This is a genomic window from Bradyrhizobium huanghuaihaiense (assembly GCF_007830635.1).
Lineage (GTDB): Bacteria > Pseudomonadota > Alphaproteobacteria > Rhizobiales > Xanthobacteraceae > Bradyrhizobium > Bradyrhizobium huanghuaihaiense.
This window is the reverse complement of sequence record NZ_VLLA01000022.1, coordinates 167689-189426: the sequence shown is the minus strand read 5'-3', so window position 1 is coordinate 189426 and position 21738 is coordinate 167689. Positions and strand designations below refer to the sequence as shown.

18 protein-coding genes are annotated in these 21738 nt (G+C 64.7%); 7 read left to right on the top strand and 11 right to left on the bottom strand.

Going from position 1 to position 21738, the window contains the following annotated elements; all coding sequences use genetic code 11:
- Together IQ16_RS46350 and IQ16_RS34050 are read left to right on the top strand one after the other, a co-directional pair.
- The coding region (locus IQ16_RS46350; protein ID WP_208751655.1) for a hypothetical protein at positions 1–211 on the top strand (211 nt) is incomplete at its 5' end.
- Positions 212–220: 9 nt separating this feature from the next.
- Entirely contained in the window at positions 221–922 is a 702-nt protein-coding gene (locus tag IQ16_RS34050) for a hypothetical protein (protein ID WP_145831999.1), read from the top strand.
- A 178-nt stretch (positions 923–1100) separates the two neighbouring features.
- Here the strand turns inward: IQ16_RS34050 and IQ16_RS34045 are convergent, their stop codons facing one another.
- Positions 1101–4865: a vitamin B12-dependent ribonucleotide reductase gene (locus IQ16_RS34045; RefSeq protein WP_018647512.1), complete on the bottom strand. Its 3765-nt coding sequence runs from the start codon at positions 4863–4865 to the stop codon at positions 1101–1103.
- A 768-nt stretch (positions 4866–5633) separates the two neighbouring features.
- Between IQ16_RS34045 and IQ16_RS34035 the strand changes: the two genes are divergently transcribed.
- Positions 5634–6530 (top strand): DMT family transporter, encoded by an 897-nt coding sequence (locus IQ16_RS34035; RefSeq protein ID WP_018647513.1) that lies wholly within the window; start codon positions 5634–5636, stop codon positions 6528–6530.
- A 19-nt stretch (positions 6531–6549) separates the two neighbouring features.
- Here IQ16_RS34035 and IQ16_RS34030 read toward each other — a convergent pair whose 3' ends face one another.
- From IQ16_RS34030 to IQ16_RS34010, 5 genes are all read right to left on the bottom strand, one after another.
- A complete protein-coding gene (locus IQ16_RS34030) occupies positions 6550–8349 on the bottom strand; it encodes a cache domain-containing protein (RefSeq protein WP_018647514.1) in 1800 nt (599 codons plus the stop codon).
- 8 nt (positions 8350–8357) lie between these two features.
- A complete protein-coding gene (locus IQ16_RS34025; RefSeq protein ID WP_020608116.1) occupies positions 8358–9329 on the bottom strand; it encodes an ABC transporter substrate-binding protein in 972 nt (323 codons plus the stop codon).
- 385 nt (positions 9330–9714) lie between these two features.
- On the bottom strand, positions 9715–11973 hold the full coding sequence (locus IQ16_RS34020; RefSeq protein ID WP_018647516.1) for a CHASE3 domain-containing protein: 2259 nt from the start codon (positions 11971–11973) through the stop codon (positions 9715–9717).
- Complete coding sequence (locus tag IQ16_RS34015; RefSeq protein ID WP_018647517.1) at positions 11970–12380, bottom strand: response regulator; 411 nt, start codon at positions 12378–12380, stop codon at positions 11970–11972. The genes IQ16_RS34020 and IQ16_RS34015 overlap by 4 nt, the downstream gene beginning before the upstream one ends.
- Positions 12381–12626: 246 nt before the next feature.
- Positions 12627–13328 carry a BA14K family protein gene (locus tag IQ16_RS34010; protein WP_018647518.1) on the bottom strand — a complete coding sequence of 234 codons (702 nt, stop codon included), beginning with the start codon at positions 13326–13328 and terminating at the stop codon, positions 12627–12629.
- A 243-nt stretch (positions 13329–13571) separates the two neighbouring features.
- Here IQ16_RS34010 and IQ16_RS34005 point away from each other — a divergent pair, with 243 nt between their 5' ends.
- Positions 13572–13979, top strand: coding sequence for an NADH:ubiquinone oxidoreductase subunit NDUFA12 (locus IQ16_RS34005; RefSeq protein ID WP_026312721.1), 408 nt, complete (start codon positions 13572–13574; stop codon positions 13977–13979).
- A 356-nt stretch (positions 13980–14335) separates the two neighbouring features.
- Here IQ16_RS34005 and IQ16_RS34000 read toward each other — a convergent pair whose 3' ends face one another.
- A complete protein-coding gene (locus tag IQ16_RS34000) occupies positions 14336–15055 on the bottom strand; it encodes a DUF899 family protein (protein WP_145831997.1) in 720 nt (239 codons plus the stop codon).
- 82 nt (positions 15056–15137) lie between these two features.
- Positions 15138–15824, bottom strand: coding sequence for a DJ-1/PfpI family protein (locus IQ16_RS33995; RefSeq protein ID WP_018646952.1), 687 nt, complete (start codon positions 15822–15824; stop codon positions 15138–15140).
- Positions 15825–15929: 105 nt separating this feature from the next.
- Here IQ16_RS33995 and IQ16_RS33990 point away from each other — a divergent pair, with 105 nt between their 5' ends.
- Positions 15930–16868, top strand: a complete 939-nt coding sequence (locus IQ16_RS33990; protein WP_018646953.1) for a GlxA family transcriptional regulator — start codon at positions 15930–15932, stop codon at positions 16866–16868.
- Between the two features lie 35 nt (positions 16869–16903).
- A complete protein-coding gene (locus IQ16_RS33985) occupies positions 16904–17698 on the top strand; it encodes a methyltransferase domain-containing protein (protein ID WP_063710367.1) in 795 nt (264 codons plus the stop codon).
- A 7-nt stretch (positions 17699–17705) separates the two neighbouring features.
- Here IQ16_RS33985 and IQ16_RS33980 read toward each other — a convergent pair whose 3' ends face one another.
- Both IQ16_RS33980 and IQ16_RS33975 read right to left on the bottom strand, forming a co-directional pair.
- Positions 17706–18713, bottom strand: a complete 1008-nt coding sequence (locus IQ16_RS33980) for a hypothetical protein (RefSeq protein WP_018646955.1) — start codon at positions 18711–18713, stop codon at positions 17706–17708.
- Positions 18714–18832: 119 nt separating this feature from the next.
- Positions 18833–19780, bottom strand: coding sequence for an alpha/beta hydrolase (locus IQ16_RS33975; RefSeq protein WP_018646956.1), 948 nt, complete (start codon positions 19778–19780; stop codon positions 18833–18835).
- Between the two features lie 220 nt (positions 19781–20000).
- On the opposite strand from IQ16_RS33975, the gene IQ16_RS33970 reads away from it, so the two are divergent.
- Positions 20001–21038: a DUF2155 domain-containing protein gene (locus tag IQ16_RS33970; protein WP_167526373.1), complete on the top strand. Its 1038-nt coding sequence runs from the start codon at positions 20001–20003 to the stop codon at positions 21036–21038.
- A gap of 10 nt (positions 21039–21048) precedes the next feature.
- Here the strand turns inward: IQ16_RS33970 and aat are convergent, their stop codons facing one another.
- Complete coding sequence (aat, locus tag IQ16_RS33965) at positions 21049–21729, bottom strand: leucyl/phenylalanyl-tRNA--protein transferase (RefSeq protein ID WP_145831995.1); 681 nt, start codon at positions 21727–21729, stop codon at positions 21049–21051.
- Positions 21730–21738: the final 9 nt, after the last annotated feature.

The following is a 21738-nucleotide window of genomic DNA, read 5'->3' as shown; positions in this document are numbered from 1 at the left end:
GTCATCTTCGCTCCTGATTCGCAGCAAGAATCCTCGCCGCTGTCAGGCAGAAAATCCACTCAAGCTACTGTCCGAATTTGCGGGGCCAGCTCTGTCGGTCTGGCTCGATCGGGCCGGTCGTCGGGTTGGCACCGATAAGGTTATGCAAGCGGTTGGCAGCGTGTTGAGGAAGTATGCTCCAGCCACACTCACCGATTGGCCGCTCAAGTGAGAAATCCGCATGAGCGGCGTCGGTCCAAAAGAGCAACTGGTGAGTTTGAAGAAGAGCCTAACTCGCTCACTGGATGAAAGTGGCGAGCAGCGGGTATTGGATTGTCAGAGCGCCTGTAGCTCTGTGTTGCACTGGATTAGCTACATTCGTGGCTCGGAGCTTTCTGGCAATTGCGACAACCTAGTCGATGCTCTTCAGGGAGGCGCGATTGAGACCGCCGGGTGTATTGCAATGGGACTGGTGCGTCCGGCTCTGTTTTCTTTACGCTCGCAAATCGACCTTGCTGTCGCTTGGCTCTTTTACAAAGATCATCCCGTTGAGTGGGAGAGCGTCGTCCGAACGGGTGAAGGTTTTCTACTGAAGCGCGACGTATTTGAGCACTTTTCTAAGTACAGAAACCAATTTAGCCCACGATTAGAATTGCTCGATAAGCATAAGAACCGAAAGTTGAGTGATCCTTATCGTGTTTTGTCAGCGCATATTCATGGTCAAAGTTCTCTAGTGGTGCCGAAGTTTAGAAAGCTCCACGAGCTGATCTATCCGGCGTCGAGATGCGACGAGGCTGTGAAACTACAAGCGGAAGTCGCCGAATACATTTCCGATATCTTCCTGGCTTATTTTGGAGACAAGTGGGCGTCCTTGCCGAGCGAAGTGATTGCTTCTGTTCAGCTTCGCGTACCCGCTGACAAACTACCTGCTCTCTTCAGTTAAGTTCGTAGGATGGGTAGCCCTTGCGAAACCCGTCATTCGATGATCGACGATGATGGATTTCCGCTCCCCTCTACCCATCCTACGAGCTAGGCACGTTCTGGCTCCACAAAGCAAAAGGAGGCGGTACTAGGCCGCCCCCTCTGACTTAATGGTGTAATCTTCCTGGGCGCGCGTTGTGTTAGCTGCACCCCGTCGTGCTGCCGCAAGTATCGCACTTCATGCACGTCCCATTCCGCACCAGCGTGAAGTTGCCGCACTCGCTGCACATCTCGCCTTCGTAGCCCTTGGCTTTGGCTTCGGCGCGGCGCTCGGCCTTGGTGGGGACGATGGTCTGCGCGGTGCCGGCCTTGCTCCACTGCAGCTGCTCGAGCTTCTCCGTGGGGGAGAGGTCGTGCTGGGCTTCCTGCTTCAGGGCGACGGCGCCTTCGATGGCATCGCTGGCCCGGGCCGACGTGCCGTGGGAGGTGAGGGCCGTGACCTTGCTGCCGCCGGTCGGAGCACTGTCGTTGCCTGGCGCGATCGCGGCGGAGCCGCCGCGCATCACGACGAGGTTGTCGGTGCGGGAGCGGGTGAGGCCGCGCGAGACCAGCTTGGTCGCATGCTGGGTCTCGTCCGGCTCCTTGCCTTCCTCGACGCCCTTGCCGAGCGCGTCGAAGTTCGACTCGGTCGGATCGACATGGGCGAGATCGAAGCGCGACATGTAGCTCACCGCCAGCTCGCGGAAGACGTAGTCGAGGATCGAGGTCGCGTACTTGATGCTGTCGTTGCCCTGCACGGGGCCCGCCGGCTCGAAGCGGGTGAAGGTGAAGGCATCGACATATTCGTCGAGCGGCACGCCGTATTGCAGACCGAGGGAGACCGCGATCGCAAAATTGTTGATGAAGGAGCGGAGCGCTGCGCCTTCCTTGTGCATGTCGATGAAGATCTCGCCGAGACGGCCGTCGTCATACTCGCCGGTGCGGAGATAGACTTTATGGCCGCCGACGACCGCCTTCTGGGTGTAGCCCTTGCGGCGGTCCGGCATCTTCTCGCGCTCGCGCATCACGATGATGCGCTCGACCAGCTTCTCGACGATCTTTTCCGAGACCTGGGCGGCACGCGCCGCCATCGGCTTCTCGTAGAGCGTCTCGACCGCATCGTCCTCGTCCTCATCGTCGCTGATGAGCTGCGAGTTGAGCGGCTGCGACAGCTTCGAGCCGTCGCGATAGAGCGCGTTGGCCTTCAGCGCCAGCTTCCACGACAGCATGTAGGCGGACTTGCAGTCCTCCACCGTGGCGTCGTTCGGCATGTTGATGGTCTTGGAGATCGCACCCGAGATGAAGGGCTGGGCAGCGGCCATCATGCGGATGTGACTCTCGACCGAGAGATAGCGCTTGCCGATCTTGCCGCAGGGATTGGCGCAGTCGAACACCGGATAGTGCTCGGCCTTGAGGTGAGGGGCACCTTCCACCGTCATCGCGCCGCAGATGTGGACGTTGGCCGCCTCGATCTCGCGCTTGGTGAAGCCCACGGCCTGGAGGAGATCGAAGCCCGGAGCCGCAATGGCTTCCGCGCCGATGCCCAGCTGGTCGCGGATGAAATCTTCGCCAAAGGTCCACTTGTTGAAGGCGAACTTGATGTCGAAGGCGGTCGGCAGGGCCTTCTCGACCTTGGCGATGGCTTCGTCAGTGAAGCCCTTGGCCTTGAGGGTCGAGGCGTTGATGCCGGGGGCGTTGGAGAGCGAGCCGTGGCCGACGGCGTAGGCCTCGATCTCCGCGATCTCGCTCTCGCGATAGCCGAGCGCGCGCAGCGCGGACGGCACCGCACGGTTGATGATCTTGAAGTAGCCGCCGCCGGCGAGCTTCTTGAACTTCACCAGCGCGAAGTCCGGTTCGATGCCGGTGGTGTCGCAGTCCATGACGAGGCCGATCGTGCCTGTGGGCGCGATCACCGTGGTCTGGGCGTTGCGATAGCCGTGCTTCTCGCCGAGCTCGAGCGCCGCATCCCAGGCAGCCATTGCGCGGGTGACGATGTCAGCCTGCGGGCAGGAGGCGTGGTCGAGCGGCACCGGGTTGACGCTGAGCGCCTCGTAGCCGGAAGCCTCACCGTGCGCGGCGCGCCGGTGGTTGCGGATGACGCGCAGCATGTGCGCGGCGTTCTTCTTGTAGCCGGGGAAGGTGCCGAGCTCGGCCGCCATCTCGGCCGAGGTCTTGTAGGTGATGCCGGTCATGACCGCGGTCAGCGCGCCGCAGAGCGCGCGGCCTTCCTTGCTGTCATAGGACAGGCCCATGGTCATCAGGAGGCCGCCGATATTGGCGTAGCCGAGGCCGAGCGTGCGGAACTCATAGGAGAGCTCGGCGATCGCGCGCGACGGGAACTGCGCCATCATCACCGAGATTTCGAGCACGATGGTCCAGAGCTGGCAGAGGTGCTCGTAGCCGGCGACGTCGAACTGCTTGGTCGTGGTGTTGTAGAAGGTGAGCAGGTTCGCGGACGCCAGGTTACAGGCGGTGTCGTCCAGGAACATGTATTCCGAGCACGGATTGGACGCGCGGATGTCGCCGGACGCCTTGCAGGTGTGCCAGTCGTTCATCGTGGTGTTGAAGTGCAGGCCCGGGTCGGCCGACGCCCAGGCGGCATAGCCGATCTTCTCCCAGAGGTCGCGCGCCTTCAGCGTCTTCGTCACTTTCTTGGAGGTGCGGGCGTTCAGGTTCCAGTCGCCATCCGTTTCCACTGCCCGGAGGAAATCGTCCTTCAGCGAGACCGAGTTGTTGGAGTTCTGGCCTGATACGGTGAGGTAGGCTTCGCTATCCCAGTCGGTGTCGTAGGTGTCGAACTGGATGTCCTTGTAGCCCTGCTTGGCGAACTGGATGACGCGCTTGATGTAATTGTCGGGCACGAGGCTGCGGCGCGCGAGCTTGATCTCGCGGCGGAGCGCAGGGTTCTTCTCGGGGTCGAAGCAATCGTCGCCCGAGCCTTCGCAGTTGACGCAGGCCTTCAGCACCAGCTTGAGGTGCTTCTGGTTGATCTTCGAGCCGGTGACGAGGGCGGCGACCTTCTGCTCCTCCTTCACCTTCCAGTCGATATAGGTCTCGATATCGGGGTGATCGACGTCGACGACGACCATCTTGGCGGCGCGGCGCGTGGTGCCGCCCGACTTGATCGCGCCGGCGGCGCGGTCGCCGATCTTGAGGAAGCTCATCAGGCCGCTCGAGCGGCCGCCGCCGGAGAGCTTTTCACCTTCGCCGCGCAGGCGGGAGAAGTTCGAGCCGGTGCCGGAGCCGTATTTGAACAGGCGGGCTTCGCGGACCCAGAGGTCCATGATGCCGCCCTCGTTGACGAGGTCGTCACCGACGCCCTGGATGAAGCAGGCGTGCGGCTGCGGATGCTCGTAGGCCGACTTGGACTTGGTCAGCTTGCCGGTGAAGGGGTCGACGTAATAGTGGCCCTGGCCGGGGCCGTCGATGCCATAGGCCCAGTGCAGGCCGGTGTTGAACCATTGCGGCGAGTTCGGCGCGACCATCTGCATGGCGAGCATGTAGCGGAGTTCGTCATAGAAGGCCTGGGCGTCCTCGTCGGAGGAGAAATACTTGCCCTTCCAGCCCCAATAGGTCCAGCAGCCGGCGAGGCGGTCGAACACCTGTTTTGCCGAGAGCTCGCTGACGAAGCGCTCTTTCTCAGGCAGCTGGCTAAGCGCATCGGTGTCGGGCACGGAGCGCCACAGGAAGGAGGGGACGGATTCCTCCTCGACCTTCTTCAGGCGCGCGGCGACGCCGGCCTTGCGGAAGTATTTTTGGGCGAGAACGTCGGAGGCGACCTGCGACCACTCGGTCGGCACCTCGACGTTATCAAGCTTGAACACGACCGAGCCGTCGGGATTGCGAATCTCCGACGTGGTCTGGCGGAATTCGATTCCCGCGTAAGGTGACTGTCCCTGGGTGGTGTGGCGCCGCTCAATCCGCATGGTCTTGCCCCGTCCTTTTCTTTGACCGGTCCCACCCCTCGTTGGGGGCGTGCCGGGTCGTCATTTCGCTTCGCGAGTCCTCGAAGGGCCGTTCGGCCTTAAGGCTTCGCAGTTCAGCCGGTGGTTTCCGGCCCAGTTTCTCCCGACGCGATTCCTCGATGCGTGCATCGATCATCCGCCGGCATGTCCACGCCCATCCGCCCCAACGGGATGTGCGCGACATGCGTTCAACGCCCCACAACGTCACTTCTTCAACCGATGCCATTCGAGCCTTTTGCCGGCCCGTTCTGGCGCCCCAGGAGTCCGCATTCACAGGGCAGACAAGCCCTTATTCCGCTGCCTTTGGCTGGCCGGCGGAGTGGTGATTTGCGAGACCCTTTGGGGGAGTGCCGGCGGGACGCAAACTCACTCGCGCCGAACGGACCGAAAGCTAGGACTCTCCGTTGCGCCCGTCAAGAACTAGTGCGAGTTCCTGAATCAAATACTAAATATGGTGGATTGCGGGGGATAACAGGGGGCAAGCCCGCGCCTGTTGTTGAGCCAAGTATCAGTGAGTCCTCAGGGATTCCCAACCGAAAAAATTTCCAACCCGTGATGATCCGGACCTTCATCCCGCTGTTCACAGGGCAGGTATATTTTTCGGGATCGGGATTGCGTCAGCAGGACTCACGTAGCCCTACGGAGGGTGAGGGCAGGCATGCCCGCCGAGGTGGTGGTCCAGCTCCCGAATCCGGGCCAAGCTGACCCCGATTTTGCCGGACTGCCCATATGCTTGATTCGACTCGCCGGGATGCGCGGCCGCGCATCGCCCCGGCCGGCCTGATGTTCCTCGCGATCACCTCGATCGGCTGGGGTTTTAATTGGCCGGTGACGAAATTCCTGCTCGCCGAGCTGCCGCCGCTGACCCTGCGCGGGGTCACGGGCGTGCTCGGGGCCGTGCTGCTGGCGGCGCTGGCGCTCATCCGCCGGCAGAGCCTGAAGGTGGAGCCCGCGATCTGGCCGCGCCTCGTCACCGCCGCCATGCTCAACGTCACCGGCTGGATGGTGCTGATGGGCCTGGCGCTGCTCTGGCTGCCGGCGAGCGAGGCAGCGCTGATCGCCTACACCATGCCGGTCTGGGCCTCGATCATCGCCTGGCCGGTGTTAGGGGAGCGGCCGACCGTGCTGCGCACCCTCGGGCTGGTGATGGCCTTTGCGGGCCTCGCCTCGATCATGGGCGGCAACGGCATTGCCGCCAGCGCGGAGAAGGCGCCGGGAATCATCATGGCGCTCGGCGGCGCGCTGGGGTTCGCCATCGGCACGGTGTTCTCGAAGAAGTACCCGATCCATCTGCCGCCGATCACGGCCGCGGCCTGGCAGATCGGGATCGGCTGCCTGCCGATCTCGGTCATCGGCCTCATGGTCGAGACCACGCATCTGGACAAGGTGACGCCGGTCGGCTGGTGGCTGCTGGTCTACTCCACCGTGGTGCAGTTCTGCATCGCCTATGTCAGCTGGTTTGCGGCGCTTGCGCGCCTGCCGGCTTCCGTCGCCGCGATCGGCACCATGGCGGTGCCGGTCATCGGCGTCGTCGCGTCGGCCATAGCGCTGGGCGAGCCGCTCGGGGCAGGGCAGATCGCGGGGCTGGTGTTCACGCTGGCTGCCGTGGTGCTGGCGACGCGCTAGCCGTCCGGACGCCGGGGTATCAGTGGTCCTGGGACTCTTTCTCTCGCCGGCGTTGTCCCGAGCCCGGCGGTTTCAACGGCAGGTCAGCAGGTGCGACAGCAAAGACTTCGAGGGCCTGGTCGTAGCCTTTGATGGTCCGCTGTCCGAGCGATGCCAACGGAACGCTATCCCTTACCCTTCCAGCAATGGTGGGATCAGCCAGGATCTGCGCGTCCTTCGCGAGATTGCAGAGCCGCGACGCCAAATTCACCACGGCTCCCATCGCCGTGTAGTCCAGCCGACCGTTATAACCAACCGTTCCTACCGTTGCCGGTCCCATGGCAACGCCCACACCAAAGCCGATCGCGTGGCCGGCGTCGCACCATTTGCCGGCAAGGGACTGCACCGTCATCTGCAGGTCGATCGCGAGTCGGACCGCTTGAGTTGCCGGCTGTTCGCATGCGACCGGGGCATTGACCAGGAGCATGACTCCGTCGCCATCAAAGCCGATGAGCGTTGCCTCGTGACGAGTCGTCACGGCGCCGACGGCCTCGTAGTACTCTCGCATGACGGCCATGATGACATCGGGTTCATTGCGCGTGGAGAACGCCGTGAAGCCGCGCAAGTCGCCAAAAATGACGGCCACTTCCCGTCGCTGCCCTTCGAGCAGTTCATGAGAATGCTCGACCAATTCGGCGACCTGTGATGGCAGGAACTGCTTCAGCCGTTCGATCCGCGCAGATTTCTGCTGCGAGATCGCCAGTTCAGAAGCCATTTCATTGAAGCGCAACGCCAGTTGCTGCAACTCGTCACCGCTGAAGATTTTGATGCGATGCTCGAATTGTCCGGTTCTGATCCGCTCCACGCCCTCTTCCAGTTGCTTGATCGGGCCGGACATTCTGTGCGCGCGCCAATAGGCGAGCGCCAGCGCGATGAGAACACCAAAGGCAATGAGAATTGACGAGCGCCACAACGCCGCGCGAATTGATGCAAAGGCTTCCGAGGCCGGCTGCATCGCGATCACCGTCCATCCCACATCGGCGGCCTGAACGGATAGCGCCACCACCGGGTTGCCTCGGTCCCCGGTTATCACCGCCGCTCCGCTTGCCGCGCCGGCGAGATGCTTGATCCGGCCGAAACTGCCCGAGCTGGCGCGGCCGCGCAGAACCAGACTGATATCGGGATGTGCGATCAGATGACCGGAGTCATCGACAACAATGGCGTAGCCGGTCTCGCCAATTCTAATGGCTGCGATGACATCCCAGATCAGCTTCAGATTGACCTCGGCGACCGCAACCCCCGCGGCCGGCAGGCTCCCGGCAACCGCGATCCTCATGTAGGGCTCTGAATCCCGCTGGTACTGAACCGGTCCGTACCAAACCTTGTTGGCGCGTGCGCCCAGAACAGCGGGATCCGTAGACATATCGGTGCCGCGCCCGGTCCTGTTCAGAAGCAGCCTGGAAACAAAGACTCGTTCGGTGCCGGTCTCATCCAGAAGCGAAACCGAAACGATTGCAGGCACCTGCTGGAGGAGGCGCAAGGCGTCGATCTTATGTTGCGCATCGTCTCCGGCAGCCCAGGGAAGCTGCACCATCCAACCCAGCTGATCTCGGATGCCATCGGTGAACGCCTCGATCCTGTCGGACGCCGCGCGAGCATCGGCCTGCAGCACCGCGCTGATCTGGCGGCGCTGGTCTCGGTAACCGAAAGAAGCCTCGACGGCCGCGCCGAGTATCAGAGGCACGACCGCAGCGACAAACAACGTCGCGAAGTACTTGCAGAACAGCGAGCGACGCGGGGGCATCGTACACGAAGAGGACTGCGCAGCACCGTCCGTCATAACTGCTCTCAGGAGATCACCTTGCTGGCGCGAAACAGGATCGACGACACATCCAGGTCGATACCCAGAAGCCTGGCTGTCCTCAGATTGACTGCCAGTTCAAACTTCTCGGGGCGCATCACCGGAAGATCCGACGGATTTTCACCGCGCAGGATGCGATCGGCATAGGTCGCAAGCCGAAAATAGGTCGTGCGCTGGTTTGCGCCGTAACTCAAGAGACCTCCGGCGTCACAATATTCAGACCAGCCAAACATCGAAGGCAGCCGGTGCGCGATTGCAAACTCCGCAATCTTCGCACGATGCACCAGCGTCACAGCATCGGGAAACACGAGGAGAGCATCCGCGTCCACCTTGCCGGCAGCCATCAATCCATTCTCGATTTCGCGAGCGCCACAGAACGGAACGTAGGCTGCCTCAATGCCGAGATTCCGGCACGACTCCAGAGTCGCACGCCATTCCAGTGGCTCTCCCGGATGATCCGTGTTCGAGAAGACCGCCAGTTTTCGCAGCTTTGGATAAATGTCCTTGAGCAGCTCAACGCGCTTTCCTGCCAGCTCGAGCGACAGGAATGTACTGCCGGTGAAATTGGTGCCGGGGTGAGCAAGGCTCTTCACCACACCCAAAGCGACGGGGTCACCGCTCAATGCAAACAGCACGGGGATGTCGGTGACCGCGGTCATGACGCGTGTCGCCGGACCGCTCGAGACGACAAGGTCGATATCCCCTCGCTGCAACTCGGAGACGATCTTGCGCAGTGCCTGCGGATCTCCGGGGGCATAATGCGTCTCGAAGGTTACGGTCTTGCCCTCGACGTATCCCAGCGCGCGCATTCCCTCGCGAAAGCCGTCCAGGAAGGGATCCGGTTCGGACTGAGTCGAGACCCAGAAGACACGATGCAGCTTGGCTCCGCCCTGCGCCCGTGCGATCGCAGGCCAGGCCAGTCCTCCACCAATCAACAAGATGAACTCTCGTCTTTTCATGCGAGCACCTGTCGAAGCTGCGCCGTCAATTCCGGCCGCAGACCAAGATCCCAGCTGTGCATCTGGTGACCGCTCGGTATCGCGCTCCGTAAGCGGACTGTCGCGACACCGGCTCCAACATTGGTCGCCGAGAGCATGCTCAGAGACTGGGCTGGTGAGACGATTTGTCCTTGAGATGCGCTTGATTTTTGCTTGAGACCGGCCCGATCGAGATCAAAACGGCCTTACTCCCTGCATAGCGCGGTGTCGGAACACCTCGGACGCGGATCCGGGCGAGCTACGGCGTTTCAAGAGGACAACCGGAACTCACATCCTGAGCCAGTGCCCTCGACCTCAAATATCTCATAGATGGTGTGACTGCAGCGCGCCTTCGGCAGGTCACGCGCTAGCTCGCCGCCATCCCGCCGCCATTCAGCGCCTTCCGGATCATCTCGGCGAGCTGGTTGCGGCGATAGGGCTTTGTCAGCAGCAGCACGCCGTCGTCGAGCTTGCCGTGATGGACGATGGCGTTGTCGGTGTAGCCGGAGGTGTAGAGCACCTTCAGCCCGGGGCGGAGCTTGGCCACCTTCTCGGCGAGTTCGCGCCCGCTGATGCCGCCGGGGATGACGACGTCGGTGAACAGCAGGTCGAAGGCCTGGCCGCCTTCGATCAATTCCAGCGCCGCCCGGCTGTCGGGCGCGGCGACGGTCTTGTAGCCGAGGCTCTGGAGCTGCGCGGTGACGAAGTTGCGCACCAGCGCATCGTCCTCGACCACGAAGATGGTCTCGGCACCGCCTTCGGCCTGCGGCGCGACATTCGCGGCCGCGTCCGGCGCGCCTTCGCCCGGCGGCAGATAGAGCTTGATCGTGGTGCCGTGGCCTTCCTCGCTGTAGATCTTGATGTGGCCGCCGGACTGCTTGACGAAGCCATAGACCATGGAGAGGCCAAGGCCGCTTCCCTTGCCGACCTCCTTGGTGGTGAAGAACGGCTCGAATGCCATCTGCTGGGTATCGGCCGACATGCCGGTGCCGGTGTCGCTGACCGCGAGCATCACATAGGGGCCGGGCCGAACCTCCGCATTGGCCTGCGCATAGGCCTCGTCGAGCACGACGCGGTGGGTCTCCAGCAGCAGCTTGCCGCCGTTCGGCATGGCGTCGCGGGCGTTGATCGCCATGTTGAGCACGGCATTGGTGAGCCGGGACGGATCGATATGCGCCGTCATCGGCCCCTGTTCCAGCACCGTCTCGATCTGGATCTGCTCGCCGAGCGTGGGGCGCAGCAGTTTGGCGATGTCCGCAATCGCGGCGTTGATCTCGACGTTGCGCGGCTGCAGCGGCTGCCGGCGCGCAAACGCGAGCAGGTGCTGGATCAGCTCGGCGCAGCGCTCGGCGGCATCGTCGATCAGGCGCGCCACGCGCTGCAGCTCCGGCTGCTGCTTCAGGCTCGCGACCAGCGTCTCCGTGTTGCCCGAGATGACGGTCAGCATGTTGTTGAAGTCGTGCGCGACGCCGCCGGTCAGCTTGCCGATGGCATCCAGCTTCTGCGACTGGTGCAGTTGCCGCTCGGTCTCGCGCGAAGTGGTCGCGTCGTGATAGACCAGCACCGCGCCCGAGATGTCGCCTTGCCCGTCCAGCATCGGCCGGCCGCTGATCATGAGATGGCGGATCTGATTGCCGCTGTGCGGGCGGACGATCATCTCCAGATCTTCGAACTCCTCGCCGCTCAGCACGCGCGCCGAAGGCAGCTCTTTTGCCTTCATCGGCGTGACGCCGTCGCCGTGAAAGACGTCGGACAACGCCCGCAGATTGCCGAGGTTCATGCCGGTGCGATGCAGCAGCATGCGCTCGGCGGCCGGATTGGACAGAAGGACGTTGCCCTCGGCGTCGATGACCAGCACAGCCTCCGCCATGCTGCGAAAGGTGCTCTGGAGCACGTTGACCGACAACCGCAGCTCGTCATGCGCGACGACCAGATGCTCGGTGCGCTCGGCGACCGCGGCCTCGAGCTGCTCCTTGGCGGCCGTGGTCTCCAATAGCGTGCTCTTGAGCGCGAACTGGGTGCGCTGACTCGCGCGCATCACCATCACGACCAGCAGCAGGATCACCAGCGCGCCGGCGACGTCGATGCCGAGCAGCACGATGCCGGTGCGGCGCGAATCCTGGGAGCGTGCGGCGAGCAGGCGCTCCTCATCTGCGCTCAACTGGTCGAGATTGGCCATCACCGTGTCCATCAGGCCGCGGCCTTCGGCCTTGCTGTTGAGCGCGGAAATGCCGGCCTGGTCGTTCATGGCGCGCAGGCGCATCGCCTCGGCGGCGATCTCGACCCGGCGCAGCGCCAGCGGCTCGGTGCCCTCCAGCAGCGCGACCTGATCGGGATTGTCGCGCACGCCGCGCTTGAGATCGGCGAGGGCCGGTGCGATCTGGGCGTGGACCGCCTCGAACTCGTCCTTGAAGCCCGGGTTGCGATAGAGCTCGTAGCCGCGCGCGGCGCTCTCGGCGCGGCGCAGCAGCACGCGCAGATCGGAGATCTTCTTCTGTACCTGGACGGTGTGATTGACCCATGCGGCCTCGGACCGCGACTTCACGTCGAGGGCGATCGAGGCTGCGGTGATGATCAGGAGGATTGCAAGTCCCGCACCGAGAATGACGCGCTGCGTTGGAATCAAGGGGCTTCTTTCTTGTCCTTTGCGCTCTCGCCGGCGAGACATTCCCGGATGCTGGTCAGCAGCGCTTCCGGCGTGAACGGCTTGCGCAGGCAGCGGCTCGCGCCGAGCTCCAGCGCCATGCGCAGGAAATCGGGAGAGGGCGAGGCGGACGAGGCGAAGGCATAGCCGGACATCGCGATCAGCGGAATCGCCGGCGCGCGCTCGTGAAAGATGCGGATGGATTCGAAGCCGCGCATGTGCGGCATGAAGATATCGACCAGCATCACGTCGTAGGCCTGCGCTTCCAGCGCAGCCAATCCCGTTTCGCCGCCGTCAGCCAGCGTGACGTCGAAGCCCTGACGTTGGAGGAGGACCTCGATGGTCGCGCCGACCATCGGATCGTCATCTACCACGAGGATACGCGGCATGACACTTCCCAGTAGATCGAAGTCCCCACAGGCGATGGTGATATCCGCGAATCGTGGGTCGGGTCAATTTTGGATTGGATCAGGGTAGATATGCACGGTGCGGTGAATAGAGGTCCCGTTACATCAACTCGTACGCAACGTTGAGCCGCGAAGTTCGATACACGCGAAACAGGTGACGGATATGACACTCGCGAAAAAGGCGCCGCATTGCTGCGACGCCTCTTGCTTCAAACGTGTTCGGTCCGCTTACGGGCAGGGATGACGCTGACCGTCATAGCCGAGATATGTGCCGGAGGCTGGATCATACGATCTGTAACGCTGCGCGCAGTAGGCCGCGGAATCGCCGCCACCGTCGGGCACCACCGCCACTGACGGCTCATCATAATAACTGTCGCCATAGTAGTAGGGGTCATCGTAGTACCCGCCGCCGTAATAGGCATACGAGCCGAGGCCGCCGATCGCGGCGCCAGCCGCGAAGCCGGGCCAGAATCCGCCACCACGATGGTGCCAGCGACGGCCGCTCCAATTGCCGCTGCCGCCTTGCCAGTTACCCGCGGTTGCGACGCTGCGCGTCCCGCTGAAGGACGGCGCTACGGTGGGACGGCTCGCCATGCCGCCTACGAAACCGCTGCTCGGACGTACCGCCGTGCCGGCCGCGAAACTGCCGCCGCTCGGACGCACCGCTGCGCCGGCCGCGAAGTTGCCGCCGCTCGGGCGCATCGCCGCGCCTGCCGCGAAATTGCCGCCGCCGCCGTGGAAGGCCGCGCCGCCGCCGCCAATCCTCGCGCCGCCGCCGCCGCCGCCGAAGTGAGCACCCCCACCACCGCCGTGGAAGGCCGCACCACCACCGCCGCCACGACCACCATGGCCCTGTGCGAAGCTCGGGGTCGCCAGCGGAAGAACCAGCGCCAAGGTGGCTGCCGCGCTCAAGACTTTCAAACTTTTCATGATCAAACTCCTTTCCCGGAAGCCAACCCCACGACAGCGCGGTGGTTCCTGGATCACGCCGGTTTGCGTGTGAGGAAGCGTCTCACCGGACCGCTGTACCCGGCATGAACGGATCGCGTCCGATTTGCGGCGGAAGCGGGTGTCCAGGGCGCGCATTTGTGGCGGGGCATGGCCGCACCCGGCGAACTGGACATTTCGCCCTCCGGATGGCATCAGGACCCGACGAAGCAGGGCCCTAGCCGCATGAAACAATTCTTCCTCAAGTTCTTCACCTGGTGGAGTGGCCAGACGTTTGGCACCCAGCTCTGGACCAAGCGGTACGGGGAGTTGGTCGGCCAGGACGAGCAGGGCAACCTCTATTATCGCACCCGCGGCGGGGAGATCGATCCGACCCTCGGCTTCGAGCGGCGCTGGGTGATCTATAACGGCTATGCCGAGGCGAGCCGCATCCCGCCGGCCTGGCACGGCTGGATTCATCACGTCGTCGACACCCCGCCGACCGAGATCAACTACCAGCCCCGTGAGTGGGAAAAGCCGCACCAGCCGAATCTCACCGGCACGGCCAAGGCGTACCGGCCCTCCGGCTCGACGCTCGCCAGCGGCAAGCGTCCCAAGGCGACCGGCGACTACCAGCCCTGGACGCCCGGCTAGACCACCCGCGTATTCCATCGTTCGACTGGATGCACATGCATCCCCGCTACACCGCTGTGGACAACGGGAACAGCGGGGATGTCGCTTGCGCGGGCGTTGCACTGATACGGGCGATGCGGCTCAATGATCCCATCTTACGGAGATGGGAGACCATCGCGTTCGGTTCGGGCAACAGCTCGCGACTGTCCCGAAATGCAGCGGCCGCCGACAAGGACTCGATCGGGAGATAGGCCCCCGGTCAGGAAGCTCCGAAATCGCCCGATGTGAATGTGCAGCCGCCGTGAGACAGGAAAGGCCGCTTGGGAAACCGAGCGGCCTTTTTCTTTGACGCCACTTCGTCAGCGGGTTTGTGCGCATCAGTCGTAGCGCACCTTCGGGAAGAAGTCGCCGCGGCCTTCAGGCGTCATGTCGAGCAAGCCCCAGAGCGGATCGACCAGATCACCGGCGCGATGATGCTGCTTCGGCGCGTGCGGCGCGAAGCTCATCTCCGAGCCCCAGAAGTGCCTGATCTTGCCGTTCGCTCTCTTGAAGACGTTGAAGATCGTTTCGTCCCAGTCCTGCCCCTCGGGAACGTGGTGCTGCGCGCGCATACCCTTGGGGAATTTCGAGGTGTCGCCGAAGTAGTCCGCGTCAAAGCCGTTGCCGGCGGTGGACAGCAGCGACAGATGTTCCCAACCGCGTTCGTGGGCCCAGGCGGCGAGACGCGCGATCGGCGATTTTGCAACGATGTGAAGCGCGGCACGCTCGCCGATATGCCGTGCGGCGCCGTCGAGCCCGTCAAGCAAACGGGTGCAGCCGGGGCAGGGCAGCTCGCGCTCCGGCCCATACATGAAGCTGTACAGGATCAGCGTGTCATGCGGGCCGAACAGCTCCGACATCCTGACCTGTTCCGGCATGCTCGTTTTGCCGATACGCTCGAAGACGTAATCCTGGGGCACCTCGCCGCCGAGTGGCAGCGCGCGACGCCTGGCGGAAACGGCCTCAATCTGGGCCCGGAGGGCAATCTCCTCGTCCAGCAGCGCATTTCGCGCGGCACGATACTCGGTGCTTTCGTTGGGATAGTGGAGATGCTCCATGATTGCGCTCCGGATGCCGTGAGTTTCGTGCGGGCTTAACTCGTCCCCCGAAATCTCAGTTCCACCACCGAAGCTGGAATGCCTACATCACACGCGCCGCCGCGCGTTCGACGGCATCGAGGCGGTAGGCCTGCAAAGGCTCAATGCGCTGCTTGACGAAAGCGAGCACTTCGGCGGGCGCGGTATCGGGCGAGCCGGAATTGAACGGCGGCGCCGGATTGTATTCGATCCCGAGCTGGATCGCCTCCGCCGCGGTGCGGTTGACCAGGATCGACACCAGCGTCAGCGCGAAATCGATGCCTGCGGTGACGCCGCCGCCCGTCACGCGGTTGCGATCGACGCAGACGCGCGTCTTGGTCGGCGTCGCGCCGAACTGGCTGAGCATCTCCATCGCGCTCCAATGGGTGGCGGCGCGGTAGCCCTTCAACAGGCCGGCGGCGCCGAGCGCCAGCGAACCCGTGCAGACCGAGGTGACGTATTTGGCGCCCTCGGCCTGCCGGCGCAGGAAGTCGAGCACCTCCTCGTCATTGAGCAGGTCGTCGGTGCCGCGGCCGCCGGGCACGCAGATCACGTCGAGTTGCGGGCAGTCGGCGAATGTCGTGGTCGGCGTCACGATGAGCGCGGAATCGCTCGGCACCGGCTCGATCCGCTTCCAGATCAAGTGCAGCTGGGCGCCGGGAACGGCGGAGAACACCTGCAACGGGCCGGTGAAGTCGAGCTGGGTGACGCGCGGGAACACCAAAAGTCCAATCTGGAGCGGCGCCGACATGAGAACCTCCAATGAAGAGCTTGACGAGCGCAAACTGGCATGATGCCCTTCTGTCCAAAATGGCGTAATTCCCTCTATTTCGGACATTTCCTTCGGAGCGGGCCCATGATCGGCATCCTGATCTTCCCGGACTTCCAGCTGCTCGACGCGGCAGGTCCGATCTCGGTGTTCGAGATCGCGGCGCGTGCGTCCGGCAAGCCGCTTGCACTGCGGGTGCTGGCGGCGAAGGCGGGGCTCGTACGCAGCTCGTCGGGTGTCGAGATGATGGCGCGAGATCTCAAGTCGGCGAATGCCATCACGACGCTCGTCATCGCGGGCGGCGCCGGCGTTGCGGAGGCCGCGCGCTGCGAGGTCACGCGGGCCTTCGTGCAACGGCTGGCCAAGCGCGGTGTGCGGGTCGCCAGCGTCTGTTCGGGCGCCTTTGTGCTCGCCGAAGCCGGCCTGCTCGACGGCCGCCGCGCCACGACGCATTGGGGCCGGACGCGCGAGTTCGTCGCGCGCTATCCGAGGGTGAAATTCGAGCCGGACCAGATTTTTACCCGCGACGGTCACGTGTGGACGTCGGCGGGCATCAGCGCGGGAATTGACCTCGCGCTGGCGATGGTCACCGAGGACGACGGCGAGGAGATCGCGCAGGCGACGGCGCGGCAGCTCGTGCTGTACCACCGTCGCAGCGGCGGCCAGTCGCAATTCTCCTCGCTGCTGGAGTTGAAGGCGCCGAACGGCCGCTTCGGCGCACTGCTGTCCTGGGCGCGCGAAAATCTCGACGCGCCGCTGACCGTGGAGGAACTCGCCGATCGCGCCGGGATGAGCGCGCGGCATTTTGCCCGCGCCTTCGCTGCCGAGACCGGCACCACGCCCTCCAAGGCGGTCGAGCGGCTCCGGCTCGAGGTCGCGCGCGAACGCGTGCAGTCCTCGCGCGAGGCGATCGAGCTCGTTGCGGAAACGACCGGCTTCCGCGACCCCGAGCGCATGCGCCGCGCCTTCATCCGTGCCTTCGGCCAGCCGCCGCAGGCGCTGCGGCGCGCGGCGCGGACGGGGTAGGACATCTCACTGGCCGTGCGACCATGGAGGCGATGATGAGCGGAATGGAGTACAGCAATGAGAACGCGAAGCGGCTCCAGAGACTTTATCTCACAGCCGATGTGAAGGCCCAGCGCGCGGAGACCATCCGGCAGCTCGACCTGTCTGCCGGCGAGCGCGTTCTCGATATCGGATGCGGTCCGGGCTATCTCTGCGAAAGCATGGCTGAGCTCGTCGGGCCTCATGGATCTGTCGTAGGCATCGATGTGTCGACCGACCTGATCGCCGTCTGCAACCGGCAGAAGGCTTCGGAGTGGATTTCATATGCCCTCGGCAACGCGACGGAACTGGATCAGCCCGATGCATCGTTCGACGCCGTCGTGTGCACTCAGGTCGCCGAATATGTGCCCGATGTCGACCGCGTCCTCATCGAAGCATGTCGCGTCCTGAAACCGGGCGGCCGAACGATTTTTGTCGCAACGGATTGGGACGCCGTGGTCTGGCATTCCGATAACCGGGAACGCATGGCTGCCGTCATGAAATCATGGGAGGCGCATTGCGCCCATCCGCGTCTGCCCAGGTCGATGGCCTTAAGAATGGTCAATGCCGGATTTCGTCTGGACGGCGCGTCCGTCTTTCCGATTCTCAATTTGCGGTACGATGACGAGAGGTACAGCAAGGGACTGGCACAGGGGATCCGGGATTTCGTCGGCCGCACGAACGACGTTTCAGCCGATGATCTCACTGCATGGCACAGCGAGTTCGAGCGCCTCGACGGGGCGGGACAATATTTCTTCAGCACCAATCGCTACATCTTCAAGGCGTCGAAACCTGCGGGGGCGCCAGCATGAGAGCGGCCTAGCTCGTGCTGTCTGCGGCAGCCGCGCCGGCGCCGCCGCTGTGCGCCGTCAGGCGCCGCGCGATCGGCGTCAGCAGATAGGGCGCAAGATGGATCGGAAACTGCGTCAGCGCGAAATAGAGCCAGGTCGTCGGCGGCAACGCGCCTGCGGTTGCCGCCAGCATCAGGCCGAGATTGCGCTGTGACACCATCAGGCCGATCGCAAACGCACGCTCGGTGCCGGCGCGGCGGAAGATCAGCGTCGTCACGGCGAGCAGGATGAAATAGACCGCGAAGGCGAGCAGCGCGACGCCGATCGCGAACACGGGATCGGCGACGAAGTCACGCGCGACGTCGCCCATCACGGCGGACGCGAAGACCAGCAGGATGAGGATGTTGAAGCCGTCGATCGGCCGCTTGTGGCGGTGGATTGCAGCGGCGCCGACAACCCAGCGGATCGCCGTCGCGCCAATCAGCGATGCCGCGAGGATGCCGAGCAGCTTCAGGCCGAGCGTGAGCGGCGAGATGCTGAGCATGCCGCCGAGAAACAGGCTCGCGAACAATGAAGCGGTGAAGGGCACGAGCGCGGTCGCGGTGACCAGCGTGACCAGCGGGAGCGTCGCATCGAGGCCGATCAGCGCTGCGAGCGCGGGCGCTGCCATCATCGGCGAGGCCATGGCCTGGAGCATCAGCGCGAGGAAGAGGCCGGGCGAGCTTCTGTCGAGCCCGCTGCCATGGGCGAGCAGTCCGACGATCAGCGGCACGGCGATCGTGGTCCAGGCCGTCGCGCCTGCGATCAAGGCAGGCCGGCGCAGATGGCCGTAGAGCGCCACGAGATCGACCCGCATGAAGGAGATGCAGAGCAGGCAGAGGATCGCCTCGGTCACGTAGGGACGCAGCAGCGCGCCGAGCGGCGGCACTGCGACCGCGATGAACGCGATGGCCGCCACGGCGCGCGTGCCCTGGTCACCGAGCCAGGTCAGGGCGCGAAGGGGGAGGGCGAGGAGGGTTTTGAGGAGGGAAGGCATCTCGATCGGCGTTGTCAGTGCGTAGCCCGGATGAGCGCAGCGATATCCGGGACAGGTCTTTCCGTGTGGTGAGAGCGGTCCCGCATGTCGCTGCGCTCATGCGGGCTACGGCGTTCGATCTACCCCAATCCCTTCAACCACGCGCCGATCTCGCTCACGGCGACATTGGCCTGCTGCAACAGCTTGCCCATGGTGAAGAAGCCGTGGAACTGGCCGGGATAATGCTTGTACGCGACGGGCACGCCGGCCTGGTTCAGGCGCGCGGCATATTCATCGCCTTCGTCGCGCAGGGGATCGGCGCCGGCGGTCAGCACATAGGCCGGCGGCAGGCCCGCGAGGTCTTGCGCGCGGGCCGGCGAGGCCCGCCAGTCGTGGATGTCGGCGGTGCCGTTGAGATAGTGATCGCGGAACCAGCGGATCACCGAATGGGTCAGCAGCACGCTGGTCTCGGGCTCACGGTGGGAGCCGTGCGTCATAGCGAAATCGGTCGCCGGATAGATCAGCAGCTGGCCGGCGATCGCGGGGCTGCCGGCGTCGCGGGCGGCGAGCGCAACGACCGCGGCGAGATTGCCGCCGGCGCTGTCGCCGCCGATCGAGAGGCGGGAGGCGTCGATGCCGAGCTCGCGCGCATGGGCGGCGATCCATCTGGTCGCGGCGATCGCATCATCGGCGGCGGCTGGAAACTTGTGCTCGGGCGCGAGGCGGTAGTCGACCGAGATCACGATCAGCGCGCCTGAATCTGCAAGGCGGCGGCAGACCACGTCGTGGGAGTCGAGATCGCCGATCACCCAGCCGCCGCCGTGGAAGAAGACCAGAGCCGCCGAAAGACCATCGTGCCGGCGCGGTTCGCTCGGAACGTAGAGGCGGGCGGGGATCTCCCCGTGCGGCGCCGGGATCGCGAGGGAGGTGACGCGGGCGAGTTCCGGCGGCTCCGGGTTGGTGGCAAAGCGCGCCTGCAGGTAATAGGCGCGGGCCTCCGGCGCGGTCAGGGTCTCGTAGGCAGGGCGGCCGGCCTCCTGGAAGGCCCTGTAGACTGCGGCGGCATCGGGATCGAGGGCAACGGGCATCGGGGGCGACCTCTGAGGTTTCTGGTTATGGTTGGACGTCGTGTCCGGGAGGCGAATGCCCGCCTTATGCCCGCCTTGGGCGCCGGGAGGGGGTATCCGACTATCCCATCCGGGAGCCGGTCTGGCCAGACAGCGCCGGGAAGGGCAGGGATGCCGCCCTTCCCCCGCCGTATTCGGCGTGTTAACCGGAGGGCCTGCGAGCGGCGGTATCCCCTGTAGAATGTCCAACAAGCCCGATTCGCTGTTGAAGCCGCGCGAGATGTTCAAAACCTTTTCCCTGACAGGCCTTGCGGCGCTTTTGGCCGCTACCGCGCTGACGGTTGCGACGCCTGCGCAGGCCCAGATCGGCACCATCTTCTCCGATCCGCCGCCGAGGCCGCCGGGTGCGATTCCGCGCGGCCAGCCGCAGCCTCAGATCCCTGACGACGACGAGGAGGTCCCCGAGCTGCCGCCGCAGGGCCGCGTGCTGCCCTCGCGCCCGATGGCGCCGCCTCAGGGACGGCAGGGGAATGTCATGCCGGGACCGGTCGAGACTCAGCCTCTGGCGCCGCCGCCGGGCTCGACCGTCGCTCCGCCAAATCAGCCGCCCTCCGCCGCGATCGCTCCGCCCAGTCCGCAAGGCGCCCCGGGTGCGCCCGGTCAGCGCCAGCCGCAGCAGAAGGGCGGGCCGGGCGGCGCCGTGCCGCAGATGCCGGCGAGCCTCCAGCCGGGCGACGAGGTCGTGACCGAGCCGCCGGCCCAGAAGATCGTCAACAAGAAGGCGACCTTCTCCGGCCTCGACAAGATCACCGGGCGCATCATCAATTTCGACGAGGAGATCGGCGAGACCGTCCAGTTCGGCGCGCTCCGCGTCAAGACCGACGCCTGCTACACGCGCCCGGCGACGGAAGCCGCCAACACCGACGCCTTCGTCGAGGTCGACGAGATCACCTTGCAGGGTGAGGTGAAGCGGATCTTCTCGGGCTGGATGTATGCGGCGAGCCCAGGCCTGCACGGCGTCGAGCATCCGATCTACGACATCTGGCTCACCGACTGCAAAGAGCCGCAGCAGACCATTGCGACCGCGGCGCCCGATCCTGCGAACAAGCCCGCGCCTCCGCCGCCGCCTCCCGCGCAGAAGAAGGCCGCGCCCAAGCAGGCGGTGCAGCAGCGTCCGCCGCAGCCGTTGCCGCCACCGCCGCAAGCGCAACCAGCGCCGCCACCTCCGCAGCCGCAGGAGCAGCGGGGTCTGTTCGGCTTGCCCGGCTTCGGCCGCTAGCCCCGTTTGTCTATTGCCTTGAAGCGATGATCTCGAGCGCGCGTGCGCCCGGGATCGCGTTGCCGGACGAGAGCCTCAGGAAGTCGCCGGCATCTCCAGCGAGCGCCTTGTCGAGCAGCGCAGTGTAGCGCCGCCGCGAGATCTCGACCGCACCAAAACTCTTCAGATGCTCGGTGACGTACTGCGTGTCGAGCAGTTCGAAGCCGCCATGGATCAGCCGCGCCACCAGATGCACCAGCGCGACCTTCGAGGCATCGCGCGCGGTGTGAAACATGCTTTCGCCGAAGAAGGCGCGTCCCAGGCTCACGCCGTAGAGCCCGCCGACGAGCTCGTCGCCCTGCCATGCCTCGACGCTGTGGCAGTGGCCGAGCTCGAACAGGCCGCCATAGAGGTCGCGGATGCGCTTGTTGATCCAGGTGTCTTCGCGCCCGGCCTGCGGCGCGGCGCAGCCGGCGATCGTGGCCTTGAAGGCGGTGTTGACGGTCACACGAAACGCCTCCGAGCGCACGGTGCGTGCAAGACGCGAGGCCACCCGAAAACCGGCGAGCGGGATGACGCCGCGCAGCTCCGGCTCGACCCAGAACAGGGTCGGATCGTCGGCGCTTTCGGCCATCGGAAAGATGCCGCAGGCATAGGCGCGCAGCAGTACGGCCGGCGTGATCTCAGACGAGGCGGAATCGCGCGAAGTCATGGCCTGCGA

Coding starts and splice junctions, on each gene's coding strand:
- IQ16_RS34005 (WP_026312721.1), top strand. CDS start 13,572: ATGAAACAATTCTTCCTCAAGTTCTTCACCTGGTGGAGTGGCCAGACG.
- IQ16_RS34030 (WP_018647514.1), bottom strand. CDS start 8,349: ATGACGGACGGTGCTGCGCAGTCCTCTTCGTGTACGATGCCCCCGCGT.
- IQ16_RS33975 (WP_018646956.1), bottom strand. CDS start 19,780: ATGCCCGTTGCCCTCGATCCCGATGCCGCCGCAGTCTACAGGGCCTTC.
- aat (WP_145831995.1), bottom strand. CDS start 21,729: ATGACTTCGCGCGATTCCGCCTCGTCTGAGATCACGCCGGCCGTACTG.
- IQ16_RS33970 (WP_167526373.1), top strand. CDS start 20,001: ATGTCCAACAAGCCCGATTCGCTGTTGAAGCCGCGCGAGATGTTCAAA.
- IQ16_RS33980 (WP_018646955.1), bottom strand. CDS start 18,713: ATGCCTTCCCTCCTCAAAACCCTCCTCGCCCTCCCCCTTCGCGCCCTG.
- IQ16_RS34025 (WP_020608116.1), bottom strand. CDS start 9,329: ATGAAAAGACGAGAGTTCATCTTGTTGATTGGTGGAGGACTGGCCTGG.
- IQ16_RS34015 (WP_018647517.1), bottom strand. CDS start 12,380: ATGCCGCGTATCCTCGTGGTAGATGACGATCCGATGGTCGGCGCGACC.
- IQ16_RS34035 (WP_018647513.1), top strand. CDS start 5,634: ATGCTTGATTCGACTCGCCGGGATGCGCGGCCGCGCATCGCCCCGGCC.
- IQ16_RS33985 (WP_063710367.1), top strand. CDS start 16,904: ATGAGCGGAATGGAGTACAGCAATGAGAACGCGAAGCGGCTCCAGAGA.
- IQ16_RS34050 (WP_145831999.1), top strand. CDS start 221: ATGAGCGGCGTCGGTCCAAAAGAGCAACTGGTGAGTTTGAAGAAGAGC.
- IQ16_RS34045 (WP_018647512.1), bottom strand. CDS start 4,865: ATGCGGATTGAGCGGCGCCACACCACCCAGGGACAGTCACCTTACGCG.
- IQ16_RS33990 (WP_018646953.1), top strand. CDS start 15,930: ATGATCGGCATCCTGATCTTCCCGGACTTCCAGCTGCTCGACGCGGCA.
- IQ16_RS33995 (WP_018646952.1), bottom strand. CDS start 15,824: ATGTCGGCGCCGCTCCAGATTGGACTTTTGGTGTTCCCGCGCGTCACC.
- IQ16_RS34010 (WP_018647518.1), bottom strand. CDS start 13,328: ATGAAAAGTTTGAAAGTCTTGAGCGCGGCAGCCACCTTGGCGCTGGTT.
- IQ16_RS34000 (WP_145831997.1), bottom strand. CDS start 15,055: ATGGAGCATCTCCACTATCCCAACGAAAGCACCGAGTATCGTGCCGCG.